General features: G+C 43.4%; 20 protein-coding genes and 2 pseudogenes. 20 read left to right on the forward strand and 2 right to left on the reverse strand.

The window, feature by feature from the left end:
• The first annotated feature begins 236 nt into the window (after window positions 1–236).
• From pepF to map, 3 genes are all read left to right on the forward strand, one after another.
• Window positions 237–2,036: an oligoendopeptidase F gene (pepF, locus tag C8268_RS09680; protein WP_106767471.1), complete on the forward strand. Its 1,800-nt coding sequence runs from the start codon at window positions 237–239 to the stop codon at window positions 2,034–2,036.
• A gap of 184 nt (window positions 2,037–2,220) precedes the next feature.
• Entirely contained in the window at window positions 2,221–2,856 is a 636-nt protein-coding gene (locus C8268_RS09685; protein WP_106767472.1) for a hypothetical protein, read from the forward strand.
• Between the two features lie 82 nt (window positions 2,857–2,938).
• Window positions 2,939–3,685, forward strand: coding sequence for a type I methionyl aminopeptidase (gene map / locus C8268_RS09690; RefSeq protein ID WP_106767473.1), 747 nt, complete (start codon window positions 2,939–2,941; stop codon window positions 3,683–3,685).
• A gap of 133 nt (window positions 3,686–3,818) precedes the next feature.
• On the opposite strand, the gene C8268_RS09695 is transcribed toward map, so the two are convergent.
• Window positions 3,819–6,530, reverse strand: coding sequence for a M60 family metallopeptidase (locus C8268_RS09695; protein WP_106769900.1), 2,712 nt, complete (start codon window positions 6,528–6,530; stop codon window positions 3,819–3,821).
• A 127-nt stretch (window positions 6,531–6,657) separates the two neighbouring features.
• Entirely contained in the window at window positions 6,658–8,049 is a 1,392-nt protein-coding gene (locus tag C8268_RS09700; protein WP_420094275.1) for an aldehyde dehydrogenase family protein, read from the reverse strand.
• Window positions 8,050–8,568: 519 nt separating this feature from the next.
• Here C8268_RS09700 and C8268_RS09705 point away from each other — a divergent pair.
• The 17 genes and pseudogenes from C8268_RS09705 (at window position 8,569) to C8268_RS09785 (ending at window position 23,854) form a co-directional block, all read left to right on the forward strand.
• Entirely contained in the window at window positions 8,569–9,681 is a 1,113-nt protein-coding gene (locus C8268_RS09705; protein ID WP_106767475.1) for a pilus assembly PilX N-terminal domain-containing protein, read from the forward strand.
• A gap of 21 nt (window positions 9,682–9,702) precedes the next feature.
• Window positions 9,703–10,161: a carbohydrate-binding protein gene (locus C8268_RS09710; protein ID WP_106767476.1), complete on the forward strand. Its 459-nt coding sequence runs from the start codon at window positions 9,703–9,705 to the stop codon at window positions 10,159–10,161.
• 62 nt (window positions 10,162–10,223) lie between these two features.
• Window positions 10,224–10,778, forward strand: coding sequence for a PilW family protein (locus C8268_RS09715; RefSeq protein ID WP_158702706.1), 555 nt, complete (start codon window positions 10,224–10,226; stop codon window positions 10,776–10,778).
• A 43-nt stretch (window positions 10,779–10,821) separates the two neighbouring features.
• A complete protein-coding gene (locus C8268_RS09720) occupies window positions 10,822–12,483 on the forward strand; it encodes a GspE/PulE family protein (protein ID WP_106767478.1) in 1,662 nt (553 codons plus the stop codon).
• A 13-nt stretch (window positions 12,484–12,496) separates the two neighbouring features.
• Window positions 12,497–13,531, forward strand: coding sequence for a type IV pilus twitching motility protein PilT (locus C8268_RS09725; protein ID WP_420094239.1), 1,035 nt, complete (start codon window positions 12,497–12,499; stop codon window positions 13,529–13,531).
• Entirely contained in the window at window positions 13,531–14,739 is a 1,209-nt protein-coding gene (locus C8268_RS09730; protein ID WP_106767480.1) for a type II secretion system F family protein, read from the forward strand. The genes C8268_RS09725 and C8268_RS09730 overlap by 1 nt, the downstream gene beginning before the upstream one ends.
• Before the next feature lie 50 nt (window positions 14,740–14,789).
• Window positions 14,790–15,242 (forward strand): prepilin-type N-terminal cleavage/methylation domain-containing protein, encoded by a 453-nt coding sequence (locus C8268_RS09735; protein WP_234032734.1) that lies wholly within the window; start codon window positions 14,790–14,792, stop codon window positions 15,240–15,242.
• Window positions 15,243–15,316: 74 nt separating this feature from the next.
• Window positions 15,317–15,481, forward strand: a pseudogene (locus C8268_RS09740) (prepilin-type N-terminal cleavage/methylation domain-containing protein); the annotation flags it as partial.
• 114 nt (window positions 15,482–15,595) lie between these two features.
• Window positions 15,596–16,351 (forward strand): prepilin peptidase, encoded by a 756-nt coding sequence (locus tag C8268_RS09745; RefSeq protein ID WP_106767481.1) that lies wholly within the window; start codon window positions 15,596–15,598, stop codon window positions 16,349–16,351.
• An 18-nt stretch (window positions 16,352–16,369) separates the two neighbouring features.
• Window positions 16,370–17,452: a type IV pilus biogenesis protein PilM gene (gene pilM, locus C8268_RS09750; RefSeq protein ID WP_106767482.1), complete on the forward strand. Its 1,083-nt coding sequence runs from the start codon at window positions 16,370–16,372 to the stop codon at window positions 17,450–17,452.
• Complete coding sequence (locus C8268_RS09755; protein WP_106767483.1) at window positions 17,452–18,021, forward strand: PilN domain-containing protein; 570 nt, start codon at window positions 17,452–17,454, stop codon at window positions 18,019–18,021. Before pilM ends, C8268_RS09755 begins: the two co-directional genes overlap by 1 nt.
• Window positions 18,018–18,797 (forward strand): hypothetical protein, encoded by a 780-nt coding sequence (locus C8268_RS09760; protein ID WP_106767484.1) that lies wholly within the window; start codon window positions 18,018–18,020, stop codon window positions 18,795–18,797. Before C8268_RS09755 ends, C8268_RS09760 begins: the two co-directional genes overlap by 4 nt.
• 6 nt (window positions 18,798–18,803) lie before the next feature.
• A pseudogene (locus tag C8268_RS23125) lies at window positions 18,804–19,160 on the forward strand (response regulator); the annotation flags it as partial.
• Between the two features lie 1,152 nt (window positions 19,161–20,312).
• Window positions 20,313–20,600 (forward strand): hypothetical protein, encoded by a 288-nt coding sequence (locus C8268_RS09770; RefSeq protein WP_106767486.1) that lies wholly within the window; start codon window positions 20,313–20,315, stop codon window positions 20,598–20,600.
• 260 nt (window positions 20,601–20,860) lie between these two features.
• On the forward strand, window positions 20,861–21,988 hold the full coding sequence (locus C8268_RS09775; RefSeq protein WP_106767487.1) for an NAD(P)/FAD-dependent oxidoreductase: 1,128 nt from the start codon (window positions 20,861–20,863) through the stop codon (window positions 21,986–21,988).
• 86 nt (window positions 21,989–22,074) lie between these two features.
• Window positions 22,075–22,770: a response regulator transcription factor gene (locus C8268_RS09780; protein WP_106767488.1), complete on the forward strand. Its 696-nt coding sequence runs from the start codon at window positions 22,075–22,077 to the stop codon at window positions 22,768–22,770.
• A complete protein-coding gene (locus tag C8268_RS09785; RefSeq protein ID WP_106767489.1) occupies window positions 22,763–23,854 on the forward strand; it encodes a HAMP domain-containing sensor histidine kinase in 1,092 nt (363 codons plus the stop codon). Before C8268_RS09780 ends, C8268_RS09785 begins: the two co-directional genes overlap by 8 nt.
• Window positions 23,855–23,931 lie beyond the last annotated feature (77 nt).

The following is a 23,931-nucleotide window of genomic DNA, read 5'->3' on the forward strand; positions in this document are numbered from 1 at the left end:
TTAGCTCTAATATTCGGTCATAATATATAATTATAAATGTTTTACTTTTAGAACACCTATAACGAATGAGGCTTGTATAAATCAGATTAAGAGTGTACTTTGGCGTCAACGGTAAACTGACGGGGATGTTACCTCTGCACTCAAATCATATTTTTAAATGGGGCAGGCAAAAAATCTATGGTACAATGGGATTTACTGGTTCACTCGATACATAAAATGGGAGAGGTGTATAGCGTATGGCGAAAGTTTTAGCCCGGGCAGAAGTGGATACGGAAACAACATGGAATTTGAAGGATATTTTTGAGACCAGAGAGGCGTGGGAGACAGAATTAGTCGCTATTCAAAAGGACATCTCCACTGTCACGAAGTATGAAGGAAGATTGGGAGAGGGGGCAGATATGCTGTTAGCCTGCCTTCTGGCAAAGGAAGAGCTGATTGGCAGACTTCAACGTGCAGCAGCTTATGCTCATCTGCATCAATCCGGTGACAGCATCAATCCGGAAAACCAGATGAATGCTGCCAAAGCGCGAGACCTTAGATCTCTGGTTAACTCGGCTCTATCGTTTATCAACTCCGAAATTATTGCACTTCCTGATGGAGCAATTGACCAATACTTCAAAGATCAACCGGATCTTGAATCGTTTGGGCGAAGTCTCCGATTGCTATTGCAAACCAGACCACACCGACTGTCAGCAGAGACGGAGAAGGTGCTTGCTTCCTTTAGTGAAATTTTGGGAGCGCCTTACCGCATTTATGAGCGCAGCAAGTTGGCAGATATGACATTTCCGTCTACCAAGAACGGCCGCGGGGAAGAGATGCCGCTTTCTTTTGCACTTTATGAGAACAAATATGTTGAGTCCCCGGATACCGATCTGCGCCGCAATTCATTTAAAGATTTCAGCAGCACATTGTACCAGTACCGCAATACATTTGCGGAAACTTATGGTACCGAAGTGAAGAGACAAGTCATTGAATCGCGCCTACGCGGATATGACACGGTTACCGATATGCTTTTAATGCCGCAGCAGGTCACCGCAGAAATGTATCATAATATCTTGAATATTTTGCAAAAAGAACTTGCCCCTCATATGCGGAAATATGCCGCACTCAAGAAACGAGTTCTTCAATTAGACAAGATGACGTTTGCGGATCTGAAAGCTCCGCTTGATCCTGATTTTAATCCTAGCATTTCTTTTCAGGAAGCAGGGGATTTGATTCGGGAAGCATTGAGTATCTTTGGACCGGAGTACGGGAAGATCGTTTCGGATGCTTTTGACAACCGCTGGGTGGATTATGCGACGAATGCAGGCAAAAGAACAGGTGCGTTCTGCTTGTCAATTCCCGGAGTTCATTCCTATATTTTGATCAGCTGGACCGATAGCATGAGAGGAGCATTTACACTCGCCCATGAAGTAGGGCATGCCGGTCATCTTATGCTCGCGGATAAATATCAGCGATTAACCAACGCAAGACCTTCTCTATATTTCATTGAAGCGCCTTCAACGATGAACGAGCTTCTGCTTGCAGATCATCTGCTTGCTCGTTCCAATGAACCAAGAATGCGCCGGTGGGTGATCGCTCAGTTGCTGGGCACCTACTATCATAACTTTGTAACCCATTTGCTTGAAGGAGAACTTCAGCGCCGAGTCTACGATCTTGCCATGAAGAATGAACCGATTACAGCTGTAAAGTTGTGTGAATTGAAAGGAGATGTCCTGTCTTCCTTTTGGGGAGCGGACGTCGTTATCGATGAGGATGCGAAGTTAACCTGGATGCGTCAACCTCATTACTATATGACTTTATACCCTTATACCTATGCAGCCGGGCTTACGGCTTCTACGGCTGTAGCTCAGCTTATTAGAGAAGAAGGTCAGCCGGCCGTTGATCGCTGGTTGGAAGTGTTAAAAGCCGGAGGCTCTCTGAGTCCGCTTGAGCTGATGAAACTGGCTGGTGTGGATATGTCAAAGCCTGACCCGATTCGCAGCGCTGCAGCTTATGTAGGTTCACTTATTGATGAACTGGAAAGTCTATTTTAGATTAGAATAGAGAGATTGAAAGATTCAATACACCGCGACAATCAGCGGTGTATTTTTTTGTCAGCGAATCTGTGCATGTCCATCCTCTATAAAAGAATTGAGAAACGAAACTTTTCTGCCTTAAATGGTTCATAACAAAATCTAAAATCGTCTTAATTACTTATAAATTTAGGAGGCAAGTAAAATGAAATTGTCCAAAAAAAGGTTGAAATGGGTTACTATAAGTCTCGCTACTGCTATATTACTATCATCCAATGCCGTAATGGCAAATGCTGATGGAGATCTTCAACTAAACAGTCGTGTGTCACAAGAAACACAAATTGATTTAGAATCCATTAAGTATAAAATACCAACCACTTTTGAACCTGGGGTAATTTTGACTTATGATGCACAGCAAGAACCGATTATAACATATGATACAAGTGCCAAAGACCATGCCGGTGATACCCAAAGCTCCATACGCTTATCACAGGTAGAGGAAAAAGTAGCAAATGATGAAGAAATAGCTGCTGAAGACGCATTTTTTAAATCTGTAGAACAATCAGTTAAGGATTTACCCGTGACTGACTTTGGTTATGATCTTCCTGAGCCGACTCCGGGTACAGTCGTTATGTATGGTTCTGACGGTCGGATCAATCGTATTTATGTAGATGAAAGCATAGCTTCAAATCCATCAATAGCAACCGTTCCAAGTACTACCTTTCCTTATTCAGGACATTTACTAGCAGGCACATACAAATTGGGACAAAAAATAAATCATTCGACCAATGCCGTCATTCAAGGAGGCAGATTCGCTCATTTCTGCAAGTGGTCTTGGTGAATTTTTCAGTTCTAAAAGCCGTACTAGCTACAACTATTTAATAAGGATGAGGATAGTCAGAGAAAAGAAGAGAGGAGAACGTATGATTATTTTGAAATCCAATGAAGAAATCGAAATTATGAGGGAAGCAGGCCGGATCGTTGCAGAATGCCATGCTATGCTGAGCGAAATTGTCAAGCCAGGGATCACAACCTTAGAGATGGACCGATTGGTTGAGGAAAAAATACGTTCGAAAGGTGCCGTTCCCAGCTTTAAAGGGCATCACGGTTTTACAGCGTCAATCTGTGCGGCCAAAAATGATGTCATATGTCACGGATTTCCCGATTCGGTACCGCTGATTGACGGTGATGTTATTACCATTGATATTGGAGCTTTTTATCAAGGTTTTCACGGTGATTCTGGCTGGACCTACGCTGTAGGTAACGTCTCTCAGGAAATTGACGATTTAATGAAAGCTTGTCATCAAAGCTTATTCCTCGGCATAGAGCAAGCAGTAATTGGTAATCGGATAGGCGATATTGGTTTTGTGATAGATAGCTACGCAGAGCAACTCGGTTATGGTAACGTAAAAGATTTCACAGGTCATGGTATAGGAAGGGAGCTGTGGGAGGAGCCTGAGGTTCCCCATTACGGCATAAAAGGCAAGGGCGTTCGCTTGAAAAAAGGCATGGTTCTTGCCATTGAGCCGATGCTGACATTAGGCAGTTGGGGGGCCTATATTGAAGATGACGGGTGGACTGCACGGACAATTGATCATTCCATTTGTGTTCAATATGAACATACGGTTGCCATTACAGAGGACGGCCCCCGGATTTTAACTGTATTGTAAATGGTGTGATTTCTTACTGTATGGTATGGAATGAACATTCTTATAAAATTCTCCCTAATTCATAGGGGAATGGGAGGGCCGTCGCCGGCCCTTCTTTTTAATAAAGATTCATCGTAAGCCGTCTTCGCCTAATTTACTTTAAGTTCAATGTAAAAGTAGCTGTTTCTGTGACACCACTTGTATCCGTTGCGGTCAGGTATACGCGGTGCTCGCCTGCGGCAAGGCCAAGCTTGGATGGATTCAGTGTGATGGTATGGCCGTTAATAACACCGTCAATTTTGGTTTGGTTAATCTGAACACTCAAATTACTCGCTTCCCTGGATAGTTCAAAAGGGATTGTAACCGTATCCTGCACGGCTGCTTTTGTAGTTTCCGGACCTGTGATTAAGCTGGTTTCCTTCAACTTCCACAGCTCTTGTTCTGGTTTAGGCAGGTTCATCGCCTCGACTTTGCGTTTAGCGGTATCGGAGTATTTTAGACCCCATTTATTAAAAAACTCCAGCAGATTATTACCGGAAATCTCTACAGCTTTGGTGACAAACAAATCCATCTCGCCTTGTTCGTTTTTAGGAAGTTCCGACTCAGGCAATTCTCTCACGTCTGCAAATAGCTCACTGTAGAAATCCCAGCCGTAAGCCATCTGCAGCTGGCGGAACATAACAAGCCGTGACCATACATCAATCTGGTCGCTGTTGAAGTCTTTACCGGCATCCGGCTTATTTAGATAGGCAAACGCTTTATCATAAACCGTTGTGCCATCACTTCGCTTCAGCAGGAGACGGGATGAATTCTTGAAATGATCCTGAGCATGTAAGGAGAACAAGTTGACCGTCGCTTCGGTGATCGCTCCCCAAGTCCAAGGGGTCTGCTGATATTCATGACCGGTCTCATGCCACCATCCCCAGCCGGCCAGTCTAGTAATCCCTTCAACAGTTACCGCGTCCTTGGCCGAAAATTCACTGAAGAACATGATCGGATAACCCGCATGCATAAAGCCTGCACTGATTTGCTTGTCGCCTACGAAGCGAAACGGCAGATTGACGCTTTTATGTGGCTCTTTAGCATCCGGTTTCAAGCCGACGATCTGGTCGAATTGCTCAAACATCTCATCCCACTTTTCCAGCACTTCATCCGGATTGTCAAGGCTTTTAATGAAGCTGCTCGGCACGGTCATGATCATTCGATCAGATTGAAGCTCTGCCCAAGGCGCCGGGTAGTTCCGAATCGTATTTTTCCATTCATTCAAACTGGTCTTTCCGAGCACAAAGTAAGGAGCCTGATACCCACCGTCAATCGTCACCGTAGCTGTTTTCGAAGGCGTGGATTTCGTCGGAATCAGATAGAGAAGACCACCATATGGGCTAGTAATCTTGTTGATTCCAGGCTTCAGCGTTTCCCTTTTGACAACGACAGGAGCCCGTAACCACTCCTTCATCCCAAGGCTGCTCAAATTATCGGTATGGGTACCAATTTGTACATCCAGATCCGTAACTCCTTCTGGGACATTCACGGTAATGGTTTTGCCCGGATCTGCATAGAGACCGGTACTCACCCATCCTTTAGGTGTATAAAGCTGGCGGAGGGAGCTGAATGTAGAGAAATCGAAATTCACATCGATCTTCTGATTTACAACAGGCTGGGCGCTTTCGGGTACAGAGCCGGGAAAGGCATCGGCAAACGGCGACTTCGTCCCGTTTGGATCTTGCAATATACGTTCGAGTAGAAGAGGCAGGAGGGCGGCACTGTAAGGCTTGGCAAAATCGTCAAATGGCAGCGTGATGTCTGACAGTTTATTGGAATCCTTCAGTACCTGCTGATAAAGCGGCGAATTCGGAGTCATCGGACCAAGAGATGCAACGAGGGAAGATGTCAGTATCGATTGCTTTTCTTCCGAAGTGGAATCGGCAAACCCGACGGCAGCTTTTTCGATAGACAAGGTCCCAGCTTCAATAGCCTGAGCGGTAGAGAGCAGATGATCTAAACTATAGTTGGCGGATTCTTCAGGTGTCAGCACAGGTGCGGTGCCGTTCCACTGAGTGGCCATATTGTTCATCAACGAGAGCCCGAGCTTGTTCAGCAGCTGCTGCAGCGGATAATCGCTGCTCAGGGAAGCGGAATCCAGGCCAACGGCACGGTCAGGATATTGTTCCAAAACCCAACCTTTGAGTGCAACGGCGAGACGGCCGCCTTTTTTCACATAGTCGAACAGAAGGTCTGCTTCGTCCTCTGTTACATAGGCATAGTCAATATGTGCAACCGGATACTTGGCCGGGTCCAGTAGAGGCTTCCCAGCCGTATCTTTATCAGACCAGGAATCAACACGTGTTATATCGATGGGCAGATCAGCTCGTGCAGAGAAATCTTTGCTTTTGCTCAGAATGGAGATACGTCCCTCACCAGCAAGCGCTTTCTCATAACTGATGCTCAAATCCTCCGTTAACCACATTAGCGTATTCCGTGCAACCCGAGCCGCACTTTGCGGTGCATCCGCTTCTTTGAAATTAAAAAAACTTTCTGCGCCAGTAGCGACCACGCGGCCCTTTCCATAACGGCTTGCAGCCATAAGGGATGTAGATTTTTTATCGGCCATGACCGCAAATGCATTGCTGTCAATCGGAACAACGCCGCCATTATACGAATTCGCAGTAAGGGGGAGTCCGTTCAGATCTTTTCCAAATACCGCTAGATCTTGTGCTAATTCAGCTTTTGCAGTTGGGTTGGATACCGCTGTTGATGTTACTGGCGAAGTGGACGGCGAAGCTGCAGCAAAGTTCGAAGGGAAAACGGCAGGAACAGCCATGGTCAGCGAACAGATGACCGCTGTCACAGTTAATTTTTTTCTCATACACTCAACCTCTCCTTTATCGATATTCGACGCTTCGACTTGTCTTAAGAATGCTTCCTGCAAAAAAGGCTCACCCATTGGCGGAGAGCCTTTTTTGCATGTTATTTTATATGATGTTCATTAATCTTCAATTCAAATTGATCCACACAGTCTTCACTTCGGTATAATTGTCCAAGGCATAGGAGCCCATTTCACGGCCAAGACCGGATTGCTTATAGCCTCCGAACGGAGCCGCAGCATCGAATACATTATAGCAGTTGACCCATACCGTTCCTGCTTTCAGCTTGGCGGCTACTTCATGGGCGCGCTTTAAATCTTGCGTCCATACGCCTGCCGCCAGTCCATAATCGGATTGGTTCGCCTGCTCAACCAAGTCATCGATCGTATCATACGGCATTGCGGCTACGACCGGACCGAATATTTCTTCACGAGCAATCGTCATCGACGGGTTTACATTAGCAAATATCGTCGGCTCTATGAAATAACCCTGTTCATAAGGGACTCTCCCGCCCGTAAGCAATTCTGCTCCTTCCGTTCGTCCTTGATCAATATAACGTTGAACCGTAGAATGTTGATCCGATGAAACGAGAGGTCCCATCTCCGTTTTCATGTCCAGTCCTGACCCTAATTTGATTTTCCGTGCGGCAGAGACAAGATCAGAAACTACGTTATCATACATTTTTTTCTGTACGAACAACCGGGAACCGGCAGAACATACCTGACCTTGATTGAACAGTATACCATTCAAAGCGCCTGGGACGGCTTTGCTCAAATCCGCGTCCGGGAAAATAATATTCGGGGACTTTCCACCCAGTTCAAGCGTTACTTTTTTTACATGGTTTGCTGCTTCTTTCATAATCATTTTGCCAACAGAGGTCGAACCTGTAAATGCTATTTTATCTACCTGTGGATGGCTTACGAGCGGAGCTCCTGCTGTTTCCCCAAATCCAGGAATGATGTTAATTACGCCTTTTGGAAATCCGGCCTCATGCGCTAACTGAGCCAAATAAAGTACTGACAACGGCGTTTGCTCGGCAGGCTTCAGCACAACGGTACAGCCTGTAGCAAGCGCGGCTCCTAATTTCCAGGCGGCCATCAGGAGCGGGAAGTTCCAAGGGATAATTTGTCCTGCCACGCCAACGGGTTCATGTCTTGTATACGTAAAAAACTCATTGCTTACCGGTATCGTTTGACCGCTTATTTTAGTTGCCCAGCCTGCATAATACCGGAAATGTTCAATTGTTAACGGAATATCAGCAGCGGATGTCTCACGAATCGGTTTTCCATTATCCAACGTCTCCAGCTCAGCGAGCTCTTGTTTATGCTCCTCAATCAAATCTGCAAGCTTGTAAATTAGCCGACTGCGATCGGCGGGTTTCATACGAGACCACTCGCCATGATCAAACGCTTCTCTTGCGGCTTTTACGGCTCGATCTACGTCTTCCTCTTGCGCTTCATATACATCTGCAAGTACAGCACCTGTTGCAGGATTGATGGATTGAAATACATTTTGCTTCATTGATTCTACCCATTCACCATTAATGTACAGCTTCTTTGTACCTTGTAAAAAAGCTTGAACTTTTGGGCTAATCGTACGTTGTTCCAAAATTAATTCCTCCTTACTGTCATTATGTGATGAATCAAGTTTGTGGGAATTTAGTTTTGTTCCTACATCCCATACATATTAGTTCAACAATTGGTTCTAGAACGAAACAATACAAATTTTAAATTTATTGAGGGAATTGGAGATCCATCTTGGCGAAATTGAAAGATAGCTTTAGGTGACGAAAAATATCGAGTAAAGGTTTTTTCTCCACGGCTTGTTGGTAACCATAAAAGACCAATTTCCCGGTACATAGGTCTATTGTTGCGCTCCAAGAGGGGATAATTCCTTCGTAAATGGGGATAAGTTCCTATTATAACGACATTTTTCAGCAAAAATGGAAGTTTACGGATTTCGCATTTCGCGTTTGTTTGCTACAATTGCGGTGAAATTGGAGAATATTGTATGGATAAGATATTGGAATGAGGGTGAACGATGATTAAGAATGAACGGGGATTTGCACTCCCGATGGTACTCATCTTAGTAACAGCTTTATCCATATTAGGAATGACCCTTCTTGGAGTTAGTGTAAGCCAAGCTTCCCGAACCGTTTATCAGGAGAAAAAAGAGCAGGCGTTCTACATTGCGAAGTCTGGTGCCGATGCGATTGCGTCGTATATTATTGAGAACTATAATCCAGTCACATTAACAACAACAGCTATATCCACTCTTAATCACGACTATTTAGATCAAGATATTTATCTTGGGCAAGGTACTTTTCGCGCTGAAGTTACAACGGGCGCTCCTCTCAATCCATACACCATCATTGTAAAATCAACAGCCAAAGTAGGGAACGTTACAAATCAAGCCACATTGACCTTAGAACCCGATGCACCAATTGTTTCTATGAATCATGCGATTTTTGCCTCGCAAAATATTAATATAACCAGCACTTCACAAACAACAATTAATAATGGGGGGAGTGTTGTTGCTGGTGGTATCATTCATGAACCCCTTAATCCAAATAATAAAATAAAGTTCCCTGCTGGAGGCGGTCCTCCACAATCGGGTTATCCTACAGAAAACTTTCCACCGATTATCCCGTTTCACAATACAGATTCTTGGCCCATTGAACCCGTTGGTGCAAAGATAAATAAAAGCGGAAGGTATAAGGATCCTAGTCCAGCAGAAAGTGTAAGTTTCAACATCGAAATAACAAACAACAAAGATCTCTATATTGTGTTTGATCAATTTAAACCGTCTTCAGCCATTATTAACATTTCAGGTACTGGAGATGGAATCATTAATATTTATGCAAACACTATAGATATAGCTTCTTCCTTTACGATCTATAACTTATCTAATAAAAAAGTAATACTGTATGTAAGCGATACCATTGATTTTGTCGGATCATTTAATCTGCACGGTGTTCTTCTGTATGCTCCAGAAGCCGAGTATACTGCGACAAATGGATCTACGAGTATTACAGGTGCGATGGTAACGAAGAATCTTAGTCTAAATGGTGCTACAGAAGTCAACTATGACGCTAATATCGCAAATCTCATTTCAGAAACACGTAAGTTTAAGAAAGTGAAGTGGAGCAACTAGTTATGTATAGGGGGGGATCGATTGAATGCATTAAGACAAAATAAAGGGTTTACGTTGATTGAAGTCTTAATCTCTTTTGTATTGCTCGCCATTTTGGCAACGGTTACCTTTAGTCTTTTCACGCATGGTTTTCAATCCATTACGAAATTTGGGGATCGGAGCGAATCGATGCATCTGGCCCGTAAAGATATTGAACAAGCAACGAGTGGAACCGATGGAAATTTGACGATTAATAAGGTTTCTGGCACAGGTGTTCCGATCACTATTCACGGTGAGACGGTGCAAAAGCAAATAACGGGGGCCTCGGGAAGTAATTTGGATCTATTTATTGCAACCCCACCGCAGTGGGCGGCCTCAGTTAATTATACGTTGAATGATCAGGTGAGATATAACGGGAAGAACTACAAATGCATACAACCTCACACATCAAGTGTAAGTAATACACCGATCAATGCGGTCTCTCTTTGGACGATTATATAGAAAAAATGGACATGCTGTTCTTGATAGTGTTAACGGACCATGTTCGGAAATGGGGGCCCAAAATGCAGAGCTGGAAGCTGAATCAGAAAGGTCTAACCCTATTTGAATTATTAGCATCGATTGTGCTATTGATGATTGTCGCATCTTTAGCTTTTTCCGCCTACAACTTCGGTGTAAATGCATATCAACGAGCTAATGAGAAAAGCGAGCTTCAAGATGAAGTACGGATTGCCTCGCATGTGATAACGTCGCAATTACGTTTTGCCAGTGAAGTTCAGTTATTAAATGCTTGCCCATCAAGTTTCGAACCAGGTACTAACTATATCTGCACGAATGAGAGAAGTATTGAAGAGCATGTGTATGATACCGTTTCAGCTTCTCATGTGACACGTAGGATCGTAACCGATAACTTAAAGGATCCTCCGATTACATATAGTGTTGAATTTGGCAAGACAAGCTCCTCCATTCTCGCCTACAAAATCATAAGCAAAAAGAATCAGCAGAGGTTCGAAGTGAATTCCGAAGTATCCCTGCTCAACATGGAATTAAACAAAGAAACGATTACAACCGTGGGGACTTCAGCATTTTATGCCCTGGCCTACAAAGAAGGCACTTAAACTTTTTTGGCATCCCTATTAATTTGAAGGCAGGTGATAAAGGATGAATAAACCTCACAAAAGACTTGGAGAATTGCTTATCGAGGCAGAACTCATCACGAATGAACAATTAGAGACTGCCCTTCGAGAAAAGAAGGCGAATCAGAAAATAGGAGAAACCTTGTTGCAATTAGGCTTTATTAGCGAGCAAAGGTTAATCGAGGTGCTGGAATTCCAACTAGGTATCCCCTACGTGAGTCTGTATAAATATCCTATCGATACGAAGCTGCTTAACATAGTGCCGAAAGAAACGGCTGAACGAAATAAGCTGATCCCGCTGAAAAAAGAAAATAATAAGTTGTTTGTTGCCATGGCGGATCCGATGGATTTCTACGCGATTGACGATCTGCGATTATCGACAGGATTCCAAATTGAAGTCGTTATCGCAACCAAAGAAGACATCTATAAATCTATCAATAAGTATTACAGTTTAGTAGATAACATGGACGATTTGCTCGGGATGGATCTGAAATCCAAAGATCATGAAGAAGATACCGTTACCGACGAGAATTCACCTGTTGTGAAGCTGGTTAATCAAATGATTCTGGTTGCTTATCAACAGCGGGCAAGTGATATACATATTGATCCTAGAGAAGCAGAGGTTGTAGTTCGGTATCGAGTCGATGGGATATTGAGAACGGAGCAGAAATTTCCTAAGAACATGTTAAGTATGATCGTAGCCCGCATCAAGATCATGGCTAATCTGAACATTACCGAATTTCGTGTCCCGCAGGATGGAAGGATCAAAATCATTTTGGATGGCAATGCGGTGGACCTGCGTATTTCTACCCTTCCTACGGTTTACGGTGAGAAGGTGGTTATGCGGATTTTGGATCTTGGCAGTTCAGCGATTGATTTGAAGCGAATGAATTTTCACCCTACCAATTATGAGCGCTTCGTTCAATTGATTGACAAGCCAACAGGTATTGTACTTATTACGGGTCCGACTGGGTCAGGGAAATCGTCGACATTGTACTCAGCGTTAAGCCAATTAAACACGCCCGATGTGAATATTATTACGGTTGAAGATCCTGTCGAGTATCGCTTGGAGGGCGTCAATCAAGTACAGGTAAATGCAAACACAGGGATGACATTTGCCAAAGGGTTACGATCCATCCTGCGTCAAGATCCTAACATCGTAATGGTAGGGGAGATTCGGGATACAGAAACTGCAGAAATTTCGGTGCGCGCCTCACTTACAGGTCATCTTGTATTAAGTACAATTCATACCAATGATGCGATCAGCACGATTACACGCTTAATTGATATGGGAATAGAGCCTTTTCTCGTAGCCGCATCACTGTCTGGCGTAGTTGCTCAGCGGCTTGTCAGACGGATATGCCAAGAATGCAAAACAATCGATATGCCTACGAATCGCGAACAAGAGATTTTTGAAAAGCGCGGGTTACAGGTGGATACAATTGCTCGCGGCAAAGGCTGTGGAGCCTGCAATATGACAGGTTATAAAGGACGAATCGCCATCCATGAAATTCTAGTTATTGATGATGAAATCAGAAGGATGATTATGAATAATCGATCGATGGAAGAGATCAGACAAATTGCAGTGAACAAAGGGACCATTTTTCTCTTGGATGATGGGTTGATGAAGGTGAAAGAAGGTTATACAACCACGGAAGAAGTGCTGCGTGTCGCGATTAGTGAATAGAGGTGGGATGACATTGGATTCATTGGAGCATTTATTACGAATGGCCTTTGAGAGTAAGGCCTCTGACTTGCATTTAACTGTAGATGTGCCCCCCATTGTGCGAATTCATGGTGAACTGAAACAACATGGCGAGGACAAGCTTACTCAAGAAGATACAGTGAAAATGGCTAAAAGTATAATGACAAAAGAGCAATGGGATGTTTTTCAGGAGAAGAGGGAGTTGGACTTTTCTTTCGGGATTAAAGATTTAACTCGCTTCCGTGTCAATGTCTATCACCAACGTTCGAATGTTGGTATCGCACTTCGGCTCATTCCGACGGAAATTCCAGAGCTTGAAAACTTGCATGTACCGGAAGTATTGCGTCAACTGTCTACGAAGGCGCAAGGATTGATTTTAGTAACTGGACCAACGGGGAGTGGAAAGTCTACAACATTAGCCTCCCTGCTCAATGATATGAACCGAAAAATGCGAAAACACATCATAACGTTAGAAGATCCGATTGAATATTTGCACAGCAACCGCTACTCGGTCATTAACCAACGAGAAATCGGCTATGACTCACATAGTTTTGCGAATGGATTGCGCGCTGCGCTTCGTCAGGACCCAGATGTCATTCTCGTCGGAGAGCTTCGGGATTTGGAGACGATCTCCATTGCGATCACGGCCGCTGAGACGGGTCACTTGGTACTAGGGACACTGCATACACCGAATGCACCCGCGACAATTGATCGTATACTCGACGTGTTTCCACCGAATCAGCAAGGGCAAATTCGGATTCAGTTAGCCTCCGTTTTAATTGGTATATTGTCACAGCGCTTATTTCCAACGATGGATAATCGCGGCAGACATGTCGCAACAGAATTGTTGATCAATAACCATGCGATTGCGAATTTGATACGAAATGAGAAAGTGCACCAAATCTACAACTTCATGCAGACAGGGAAATCCTACGGCATGCATACACTCGAAATGTCGATGAACGATCTCATAGAGAAGAGGATTATTACGAGAGAGGTAGCAGCACCTTACTTTAGGGAGATGAGTTAATGGCGCAATTTGAGTACATTGGGCGCGATAGATCCGGCAAGACTCGTAAAGGAAAAATAACGAGTGCTGCCCGCAAAGATGCCGTCATGGCTCTTCGTGAGAAGGGGATTGCGGTATCGGACATTGTTGAAGTGGAGACCACGGTGTTCAATCAAGAGATTTCGATCGGTAACCCTGTTAAAACCCAAGATTTTGTAATCTATTTGCGGCAATTTTCAACTTTGATCATAGCGGGGGTATCGGTCGCTGAGGCAACGAAAATATTGGCTCAACAAACCGAAAGCAAGGCACTTCGTAAAGCATTGATGAATGTTGAAGAAGAGCTGCGCTCGGGTAAGCCGTTATCTATCGCTGCGGCAAATCATGTGAAAATTTTCCCTCCGATGTTTATCAACTTGGTACAAGCTGGGGAAGCCACCGGTAATCTGGATGAGACGCTGGATCGACTTGCTGTTTATTTTGAGAAACAGCATTATACCCGGCAAAAGGTGAAATCTGCTTTAACGTATCCAATTGCGATTGCGATCTTCGCGATTGCGGTTGTGATCTTCCTATTAACGAACATCGTCCCGACTTTTGCATCGATGTTTATGCAATTTGACGCTGAGCTGCCAGCGATCACGAAGACCGTCTTGGCGATTAGTGAGTGGGTGCAGGCATTCTGGTGGCTTATGTTACTAATCTTCGCTGTCATCGTGATCGGAATCATGCTAATCCTACAAAAACCATCCAGTAAATATTATTTCGACTATGCCATATTGAAGGTTCCTGTTTTTGGAAAATTAGTACAGAAATCGGTCATCGCACGGATGACAAGAACCTTGAGTTCTTTATTTAAAAGTTCCGTTCCAATCCTTGAATCTCTCGTCATTGTGGAAAAGGTCGTAATGAATGAAGTGATGAATCGCGTGTTAAAAGAGTCAAGGACATCACTCGAAGGGGGGAAGTCGCTATCCGACCCGATGAAACAGCATTGGATATTCCCACCGTTAGTGACACAAATGATCGCGATTGGGGAACAATCCGGTTCCTTGGACCTTATGCTGGAGAAAATATCCGACTTCTATGAGAAGGAAGTAGATGCAACGGCAGATACCTTGAAAGGTCTAATCGAGCCAATTATGATCATCCTGCTTGCTGGTATGGTTGGGTTCATCGTGCTGTCGATCATGGTGCCGATGTTCGATATTTTCAACCACGTCAAATAGGTTATAGTGCAACACTATAATAGATTATTTAAAAAATGGGAGGTATTCAAATGGTTCATGCAATGAGAAAGACATTAAAAAATGAGAAAGGGTTAACGTTGATCGAGTTACTAGCAGTTGTAGTAATTCTGGGGATTGTCGCGGCCATTGCGATTCCGGCGATTGGGGGCATTATCGACAATAGTAAGAAAGATGCGCATGTTGCAAATGCAGTGCAGATGATTAATTCAGCAAAATTGGCTGTGACGGGGGATAGTAGCATGAGACCGGATACTGATAACAAATCTAAACAAATAACAATGAAATGGCTTGAAGATGAGGGGTATTTAGAAACAGTCAAAGATCCAGATAACAAAGAGTATAATAAAGAAGACTCTTATGTGGAAGTATCTACAACTGATGGTAAAAAATTTACCTATAAAGTTACCATTACTAATGGTATGAGAGGAATAGTGTTAACTGAAGAGGATGAAGTTGATCGAAGTTTAGTTAAAGAAGTTTAGTTAAATAAGGATGCAATTTGGAGGTACTAGTGAATACTCCATGAACAACTCAAAAGTTTCAGTAAAAGAAGACAATTCATTTAAAAAACGAAAATGGCCTTACCCTAAGCGAATTGCTAGCTGTTTGTGTCATTCTTGGCATCATTACAGCCATCGCAATTCCAGCAATAGGTGAAATCATTGACAATAGCCGCAAGGATGCCCACGTTGGAAATGCGATTCAGATGATCGATGCGGCGACGGCACCGATGTAGACGACTACGTCCCAGAAACCGAGATCGCTCGTTCATCCGTTCACAACTAAAACACTCCCCCTTCGGGGGGAGTGCTATTCTCATCAAGGGGAAATGTTCATGACCAGTATCTACTATAGTTATGCAGCAGTTTTGGGCTTATTTTTAGGTTCCTTCTATAATGTGGTGGGACTTCGGGTACCACAAGGGGAGTCGATTATTCGGCCTCGCTCCCATTGTACGAATTGTCAACACACATTAGGTCCGAGTGAACTCATCCCTTTTTTTTCATATTTGTGGTTAAAAGGCACCTGCAGAAGTTGTGGCACGAAGATTTCCCCATTATACATTATCACTGAAATCGGAACGGCTTTGCTATTTGCTGTAATCCCGTGGTCTATGGGGTGGTCGCTTGAATTACTCGTAGCATGGAGCCTAGCTTCACTTCTCATTATTATTACGATTACAGATCTACGTTATATGTTGATTCCAAATAAGATATTGATCGTGTTTGCCATTCTATTTATTCTATTTCGCTTTTTTGTTCCGCTCCATCCCTGGTGGGATATGTTTACCGGAGCGGCGAGTGGCTTCACTTTGTTATTATTGATTGCCCTCATCAGCAAAAACGGTATGGGCGGTGGAGACATTAAGTTGTTTGCTGTCTTGGGGTTAGCCTTGGGATGGAAGGGGGTTCTGCTCGCATTCTTGTTCTCTACGTTTTATGGAACGCTGATAGGGGTTGTTGGAATGATCCTCGGCAAGGTTCACAGAGGTCAGCCGATGCCTTTTGGTCCAGCGATTGCACTGGGAACCATGACCGCTTATTTGTGGGGAGATGCGTTTATTAATTGGTATTATCAGTCCTTTTTTTGATCTAGTGGAGGAGAAAATATGATTGCTAGCAGACGGGAAAAAGCAACTCAAACACGTAAGGAACGTCCAGCGAATGGACTGCGTGCCTCAATCAAAGGCAATAAAAGAAGCATTCCAAAAAGGAAGATGGTTAGTTTCGTCATTAAGGATCATGTCATTCGTTATATCGATTCGAAAAAGCCAGATTTATCTGGCGTTATTGCTTGTGGAGAGCATTATTTGCCGTCAGGTGTTATTCGAGATGGAAAAATTATGGATGTTGAACGCTTTCGGACGATCCTAAGAGATTGTGTTCGCAAGTGGAAATTGAAGAATCGGGAAGTCCAATTTCTTGTACCCGATTCGCGTGTAATCGTCCGTAAAATCGAAACTCCTATAGATATCCAGGACGACGAGATCAAAGGGCATCTATATCTGGAATTGGGAACGAATATTCATTTGCCGTTTGATAATCCGATCTTTGATATTGACGTTCTCGGTCAGAAAGAAGACAAAAAAGAAGTATTGTTATTTGCGGCTCCCGAGGAGCTGGTAACGGAGTATACCCAAATTATGAAAAGTGTCAATCTGAAACCAACTGTTGCGGATGTATCCTCATTGGCAATATATCGGTTGTTTCATAAAGTCTATGGGGAATCGGATCATGCAATCTCTGACGGATCGACAACCCTTTCGGTTCAGTTTGATTTACAGACCGTTACGATTAGTGTGCTCAGTCAACATAAGTTGCTATTATTGCGCCAATTTAAAATGAACCTCTCAATGGAGAACTGGGAACGGAAAATAGATAGACATGGGGCATCGGAGCCAATATGGATCGGTGATGAGAGCTATTTGAAATATGAAATTAATGTGATGATGGGCGAAATTCAGCGTATAATCAATTTTTATCGGACTTTAACGCAGCATGATGACGAGATTGAAATCATTCTGCTTACGGGGGATTACCCGGATCTTAAAGGCATTGCTCAAGACCTACAGCAGGCGTTCGGGAAGGTTCCGCTGCTATTTCGCAACGAGTTATTCGATACCCAATCTACAGAATTAATTACTCCCAAATACTATTTGGCGCTTGGTTTGTCCTTAAAGGGGGACTTCTAATGCTAAGTGATATTAATTTACTTCCGCAGCGAGAGCAGCGAAGCATTTTTTTTATACTAGCTTTAGCAATTATTTTATCCATTGGGCTTATCGGTGGGGGGATACTATTCTATCAGTACCAATCGTTATCGAAAGAAAAAGATGCGAAGCAGTCGGAGAGCAAGATCATTGCGGAGCAGGTTGATGAAGCAACGGCGCAACTTCTAACAGCTTCTCTCCAATCCATGACAGAACAGTATCAAGAAATTGTAAATACGCTTGTAAAGCTGCCCATTCAAACTGTAAAGGTTCTGAATGATATGACGGCTGCTTTGCCGAAAAATGGTTATTTTAAATCGTATACCTATCAAGATACAGGTGCCATTTCGCTGACAGCAACCTTCAGCAGTATGGAAGAGACAGCACAATACCTCCATCAGCTAAGAGTATCGGATTGGGTGCAGTATATCGAGATTAGCTCTGTTACCAGACAGAATAAAGGGACAGAATCCATCCTCTATGAAGCAAATTATACAGTTCAATTGAAAAGAGAAGCTTTTTTGAGTGCGAAAGGAGCTGATGGAAATTGAACGCGAAACATATGAAAGTGCTTGCTTTAGCCGCGTTAAGTCTGATCGTCCTTTCCGGGTTGTTGATCTTTTACATGAATAAAGTTAGCCCGACGCAAAAAGAAGTTAGAACTATAGAAAAACAAATGACGCAGGATACAAAATTGTTCGAAACCTTGCAGAAGCAGCTAGAAGAGCAACAGAATGTAAAAGTAGATACGCTAGCATTACAACAGAAGGTTCCAGTTCAAGCACTTGTTGATCAATTATTGCTCGACATTAGGGCGCTAGAGAAATCATCTTTGAATACTGTTCAAAATATCGGTGTTAGTTACTCCCAAACAACGCTGACAGAACTATTTCAAGCTTCGGGGGTGAGTCTAGAGCCCGTAAATTCGAGCACAGAGGCGAATTCAACGAATGAATCAACAGCATTGAATTCCAAGGAGACAGAAGAAGAAGCCGAAGCATCACCTTCACCTAATAACGCAAGCGATGAACCTGAGATTTATAAAGTGGAACTCGGGATGACTGTAAAAACACCAACATTTGCAGATCTCGAGAAATTTATTCTTGGGTTGGAGAACTTAAAGCGCGTTATAAAGGTCGATACGCTAAATATAACGGAAGAGTCTGATACCTATAGTCTTTCAATTTCTACCTTTTACGTTCCACAAATGGAAGATGTGGTCGAGGAGCTGCCACCAGCATCTTATCCTTTATCAAGCGGGAAAATAAACCCATTCAACGGAAACAGCCCGACAATCAATACACCAGGAAATGAAGAAAGAGGGTGAACTGCTATGTTACTTCGGATTCTTATCGTTGATGATACGAAATTTATGCGTTTGATGTTAACGGATATATTAATGAAATCCGGGCATGAAGTTGTGGGTCAAGCAGAGAACGGTGTCATTGCCGTCGACAAGTTCAGAGAATTGCGGCCTGATCTGGTCATTATGGATATTACGATGCCGGAGATGGACGGAATCACAGCGTTACAGGAGATTAGGGCCATCGACCCGAAGTCTGTCATTTTAATCTGCTCCGCGATGAGTCAGCGTGATCTCATTTCCAAGGCATTAAAGGCAGGGGCGAACAATTATGTGATGAAGCCGTTTGAACCTGAGGCTGTGAAGGAAATCATTTTAGAAGTCATGCCGCTGATCGAGAACAATAAAAGAGAGCAGGCCTCCATTTTAGCCTCGGCTAAACCCGAAAATATGCAAGAACTTGGGTTGGGGGTAGAACAGGTATCTCAATTGCCTAAAATTATAAAGACAGAGACAACAGTTGTATCGGTTGCAGAACAGATCAGTGAACAGGATAGCCTAAGTGAAGCAGTCGTAGCGCCGGTAGCAGCCTCTCTTCCAGAACCAGAACTAGAATCACCAATAGAAGCACTAATAAAACATGGCCTAAAAGCGAAGGATGCCCTTGTCTCGGAAACGCTCGATTTGGCGGAACAAGTAGATTCTGTGTCGGAAGAAAGCCTATCTCAAGAAACGGAAGAAGAGTTCGGCTCATTACTTGAAAGTATTAAAAATGCGGCTCCAACGTTATCCACTATGGATCATGAACGAAGTAACGCTGATTTATTGGAAGACATAACAGCTGCATATACGGAATCTGCAGCTTCGATAATCGCGGAAGATGAGACAAGCATTATTATGAATTCTTTAACAGCTGATACTGCGATTTCATCCCATCATTTAGATGTTGAACATGATCATATGCCCGAGGAGTCTAGCTCCGAGTCGACAGAAGAGCAGCAAGCCAGTGCAGAAGCATCTTTAGAGGAAAACATCAAAGAACAGGCCGGAACAATTCATGCCGATGAGAGCGAAGCAGATGAACAAGAAGCATCTCCTTTCCGTTCATCGAATCCTGCCGACTGGTTTGAACAAATGATTTATTCCAATTTCAATAAAAGGGAGGATGCTGAGATGGCAAGAAATCCGCAAATGTTAGATTCTGAAGTCGGACAGGAACATCATGTGGCAGCAATTGATCAAGCAAGCAGTTCTAGCCTGCTGCCAGAACTGAAACATAAAAATATGAGGAACTTCGCAAGCAGTATCATGTGCAAGTTCTCAGAACAGGTCGATGAGAAAGAAATGGATTATTTCGTTGTCTACAATGAATTTGACAAGTCGATTCGAATCGATATGATCTCTCCCGATGAGAAGCGTAACAAAATTCAATTATCCCTGGACGGGTTCACTTTTATTATGGAGTGGCTCGAACAGAAGGGTGTGCGCATTGATAAAATCCTAGATTAAGAGAATCCATCAAAGTTAAGGAGGACAATCATGAAGAACAAGCAAATCAGTCAATTAACTTTGTGCGATTCTTATAATCATTCTCAGGTTATACCTATATCCAATGCACGGCAAATCTTTAACAAAATTGTTGAGGTATACTTGAGCCGAGAAGATATTTATAATTCTTCGAAGTCGTTAAGAGAGTTTCAAGCTTATCAAAAAATTGATAACGACACCTTGCTCATTGTCGTGAGTATCCGTAGTGATTGGTGGACGCCTTGGAAAGGCATGGTGACGGAGGATGTCTACTTTTATCGGGAACCTTTCGGACAATAAAGTGCAAAAATGAATGAAGAAGTGGGCATCTCCAATCAGGGAGAGGCGCGCTTCTTCCTTGTTTAATGGCTGGTTAAACGCATTATTCAGGGAGAATTGTCATAATTCTCCCTGTCGTATATCCGGAATTGGTCAGATTGGCCATCAATAGTAGGACAACTTACACTGGAAATCTCTTGACATTATGCGTTAGCAGTAACATCATTACTTTGTGATTGTTTTCGCTATAATGGATATAGTGATTAAGAAAGGATGTCACCATGAAGAAAGTTATCGTCATTGGAGCGGGAATTCTTGGAGCATCGACAGCATACCAGCTGGCGAAAATGGGCTCAGAGGTTCTAATTGTAGACCGTAAAGATAAAGGACAAGCTACGGATGCGGCTGCTGGCATCATCTGCCCATGGCTGAGCCAAAGGCGTAATCAAGCTTGGTACCGGTTGGCGAAGTCTGGCGCCAGGTTGTATCCCGAATGGATTCATGAACTTGAAAGCGAGGGGGAGACTGAAACGGGGTATGCCCAAGTTGGAGCCCTTAGTGTTCATGAGGATTTGGAGAAAATAAAAGGGATGGAGAAGCGGGCACATATCCGAAAAAAGGATGCACCGGAAATCGGTGAAATTACCCGTCTGGATGAAAAAGAAACCCATGAGCGGTTTCCTCTTTTAGCAAAAGGCTATCAATCTGTTCATATTAGTGGCGCCGCCCGCGTAGATGGCCGTGCACTTCGGGATGCGCTCATCCGATCAGCGCAGCGGAAAGGGGCCGAACTGGTCAAAGGGGATGCTGCACTTCAATATCAGTCGAACCGTGTAACAGGAGTAACCGTTAACGGAAACAGCTACTCGTCAGATACGGTTGTTGTTTGTGCAGGTGCATGGGCCAATGAACTGCTGAGGCCATTAGGTATTCATTTCAAGGTGAGTTTTCAAAAAGCTCAGATTATGCATCTGCAAATTCCTCATCAACAAGACACAGGCATCTGGCCTGTAGTTATGCCGCCGTCTAACCAATATCTGCTCTCTTTTGACAATCAGAGGCTCGTCATAGGAGCGACTTACGAAGATGAAATTGACGGCTATGACATAAGAGCAACAGCAGGGGGAATGCAGGAAATTTTGAATAAAGGAATACAAGTGGCACCTGGTTTGGCGAACTGTTCTTTTCAGGAAGTTAGAGTCGGTTTTCGTCCGTATACGCCGGGATTTCTCCCGGTGATCGGTGCTGTTCCTGGATGGGATGGCCTGATCACAGCTAACGGACTTGGTGCTTCCGGATTGACGATGGGCCCTTTCATTGGGAGCCAGCTGGCAAAAATGGCACTGGGAGAAGATTTAGATATCGATATCCGTGATTATGATATACTCAATACCATCGAAGAAATCTGAGACTTGTTTTATGAACAATTTCATGAGCACATGGTGGAAACAGTGCTAATATATTTTGCAAGATGTTTATACGGGAGATGAAGGACATGAAGCAAACGACGATACTGATTGCAGAAGATGAGGTAGAGATCGCGGATTTGATTGAACTGCATTTGAATAAAGAAGGGTATCATTGTATTAAGGCTGCGGACGGACAAGAAGCGCTTCTTGTCGTTCAGAACCATACGATTGATTTGGCGATTTTAGATATTATGATGCCGAAATTAGATGGTTACGAACTTACACAGCGAATTCGAGAAAAGTACAAGATGCCGATCATCTTTTTGAGTGCGAAAACAACGGACCTGGATAAAATTACAGGACTGGTAAGAGGGGCGGATGACTATATGACTAAGCCCTTTAACCCTATGGAATTGGTCGCGCGCGTCAACGCACACCTTCGTCGTGCCCAGCAATTCAGCCAGTCGACGGAAGAAAGCAGTCCGGTCGTCGAAGCCGGAGGTTTAACCATTTACCCGGATCAGCGTACCGTCAGATTGTATGGGAAAACCATTGAACTGACTCCAAAGGAGTTCGATATTTTATATTTGTTAGCCAGCTACCCTAAAAAAGTGTTTAGCGCGGAAAATATTTTTCAGCAAGTTTGGGGAGATGCCTATTTTGATGGCAACAACACCGTTATGGTACACATACGGACCTTGCGTAAAAAACTTGGAGACGATCTTCAAAAGAATAAGTTGATCAAAACGGTTTGGGGGGTAGGTTATACTTTTAATGGCTAAGATCATACGAAGTTTTCGTTCAAAAATGATTGTTCTATTCGGTGCAAGTATGCTGGTTTCCGGCTCGATTACCTACTTGATTTATAAAGCACTACAATTTTATTATCACGAACAAGTGAGGGCGGAGCATCCGCTCGCTAATGTCCGTTCTTTTATAAGAGAGATAGGGGATGTCAATTTCTTTTTGATTGTATTCATACCGCTGTCGATCTTCTTTTTTTTCATCTTTACGAAACGTTATGGAACTTATTTCAAAGAGATCTCTGAAGGTATCCATCATCTTGCCAACGGTGACTTTGGCTATCAGGTGAAGCTTTCATCCGGTGATGAGTTCGGGGATATTGCACGGGACATAAACTTGGCTAGCGAGAAACTGCAAACAGCTATAAAAGAAGGAGAATTTGCTGAGAGCAGCAAGGATCAATTGGTGCTGAACCTGGCTCATGATTTGCGGACACCGCTTACGTCGGTGCTGGGCTACCTGGATTTTATTTTGAAAGATGAGCATTTGCCTAAAGAGCAAGCAAGACATTATACAAGCATTGCGTATACTAAATCTCAACGGTTAGAAAAGCTGATCGATGAACTGTTCGAAATTACGAGAATGAATTACGGCAGGCTGAAGATTGAAAAAAAGCCGCTTGACTTAAGTGAATTGCTCAACCAGTTAAACGAAGAATTGTTCCCGTTATACGAAAAGAACAACCTGACAGCTAGACTAAACGTTGATCCGGACTTAATTATTGAAGGAGATGGAGATTCTCTAGCCCGTGTATTTGAAAATTTGCTATCCAATGCCGTTCGTTATGGGAAAGATGGCAAGTTTATCGATATTAATGGTTATAAAGAAAAGGATGGTGTAGTCGTTCAAGTGGTCAATTATGGAGATTGTATTCCACCGGATGATCTGCCCCATATTTTTGATATGTTCTATAAAGGAGACAAAGCCCGATCAAATCAGGGGGAAAGCTCTGGGCTTGGCTTATTCATTACTAAAAATATCGTCGAGCAGCATCTTGGCACGGTGTCTGCCGAAAGTGATGTGATCCGTACGCTCTTTGAGGTACGTTTGCCGCTGACTTAAGCTTTATGATATTTAAGGAAAACTTTATTTTTTACCCTACTTCTTTTTAAAAAGTATTCTCTATTCTTAATGACTGT

Source organism: Paenibacillus faecalis, from assembly GCF_900289175.1.
Lineage (GTDB): Bacteria > Bacillota > Bacilli > Paenibacillales > Paenibacillaceae > Paenibacillus_AQ > Paenibacillus_AQ faecalis.

Excerpts from the sequence above, each read along its gene's own strand:
- map (WP_106767473.1), top strand. The coding sequence starts at position 2,939 with ATGATTATTTTGAAATCCAATGAAGAAATCGAAATTATGAGGGAAGCA.
- C8268_RS09770 (WP_106767486.1), top strand. The coding sequence starts at position 20,313 with ATGAAGAACAAGCAAATCAGTCAATTAACTTTGTGCGATTCTTATAAT.
- pepF (WP_106767471.1), top strand. The coding sequence starts at position 237 with ATGGCGAAAGTTTTAGCCCGGGCAGAAGTGGATACGGAAACAACATGG.
- C8268_RS09735 (WP_234032734.1), top strand. The coding sequence starts at position 14,790 with ATGGTTCATGCAATGAGAAAGACATTAAAAAATGAGAAAGGGTTAACG.
- C8268_RS09695 (WP_106769900.1), bottom strand. The coding sequence starts at position 6,530 with ATGAGAAAAAAATTAACTGTGACAGCGGTCATCTGTTCGCTGACCATG.
- C8268_RS09745 (WP_106767481.1), top strand. The coding sequence starts at position 15,596 with ATGACCAGTATCTACTATAGTTATGCAGCAGTTTTGGGCTTATTTTTA.
- C8268_RS09780 (WP_106767488.1), top strand. The coding sequence starts at position 22,075 with ATGAAGCAAACGACGATACTGATTGCAGAAGATGAGGTAGAGATCGCG.
- pilM (WP_106767482.1), top strand. The coding sequence starts at position 16,370 with ATGATTGCTAGCAGACGGGAAAAAGCAACTCAAACACGTAAGGAACGT.
- C8268_RS09715 (WP_158702706.1), top strand. The coding sequence starts at position 10,224 with ATGCAGAGCTGGAAGCTGAATCAGAAAGGTCTAACCCTATTTGAATTA.
- C8268_RS09705 (WP_106767475.1), top strand. The coding sequence starts at position 8,569 with ATGATTAAGAATGAACGGGGATTTGCACTCCCGATGGTACTCATCTTA.
- C8268_RS09775 (WP_106767487.1), top strand. The coding sequence starts at position 20,861 with ATGAAGAAAGTTATCGTCATTGGAGCGGGAATTCTTGGAGCATCGACA.
- C8268_RS09685 (WP_106767472.1), top strand. The coding sequence starts at position 2,221 with ATGAAATTGTCCAAAAAAAGGTTGAAATGGGTTACTATAAGTCTCGCT.
- C8268_RS09730 (WP_106767480.1), top strand. The coding sequence starts at position 13,531 with ATGGCGCAATTTGAGTACATTGGGCGCGATAGATCCGGCAAGACTCGT.
- C8268_RS09720 (WP_106767478.1), top strand. The coding sequence starts at position 10,822 with ATGAATAAACCTCACAAAAGACTTGGAGAATTGCTTATCGAGGCAGAA.
- C8268_RS09755 (WP_106767483.1), top strand. The coding sequence starts at position 17,452 with ATGCTAAGTGATATTAATTTACTTCCGCAGCGAGAGCAGCGAAGCATT.
- C8268_RS09785 (WP_106767489.1), top strand. The coding sequence starts at position 22,763 with ATGGCTAAGATCATACGAAGTTTTCGTTCAAAAATGATTGTTCTATTC.
- C8268_RS09700 (WP_420094275.1), bottom strand. The coding sequence starts at position 8,049 with ATGAAGCAAAATGTATTTCAATCCATCAATCCTGCAACAGGTGCTGTA.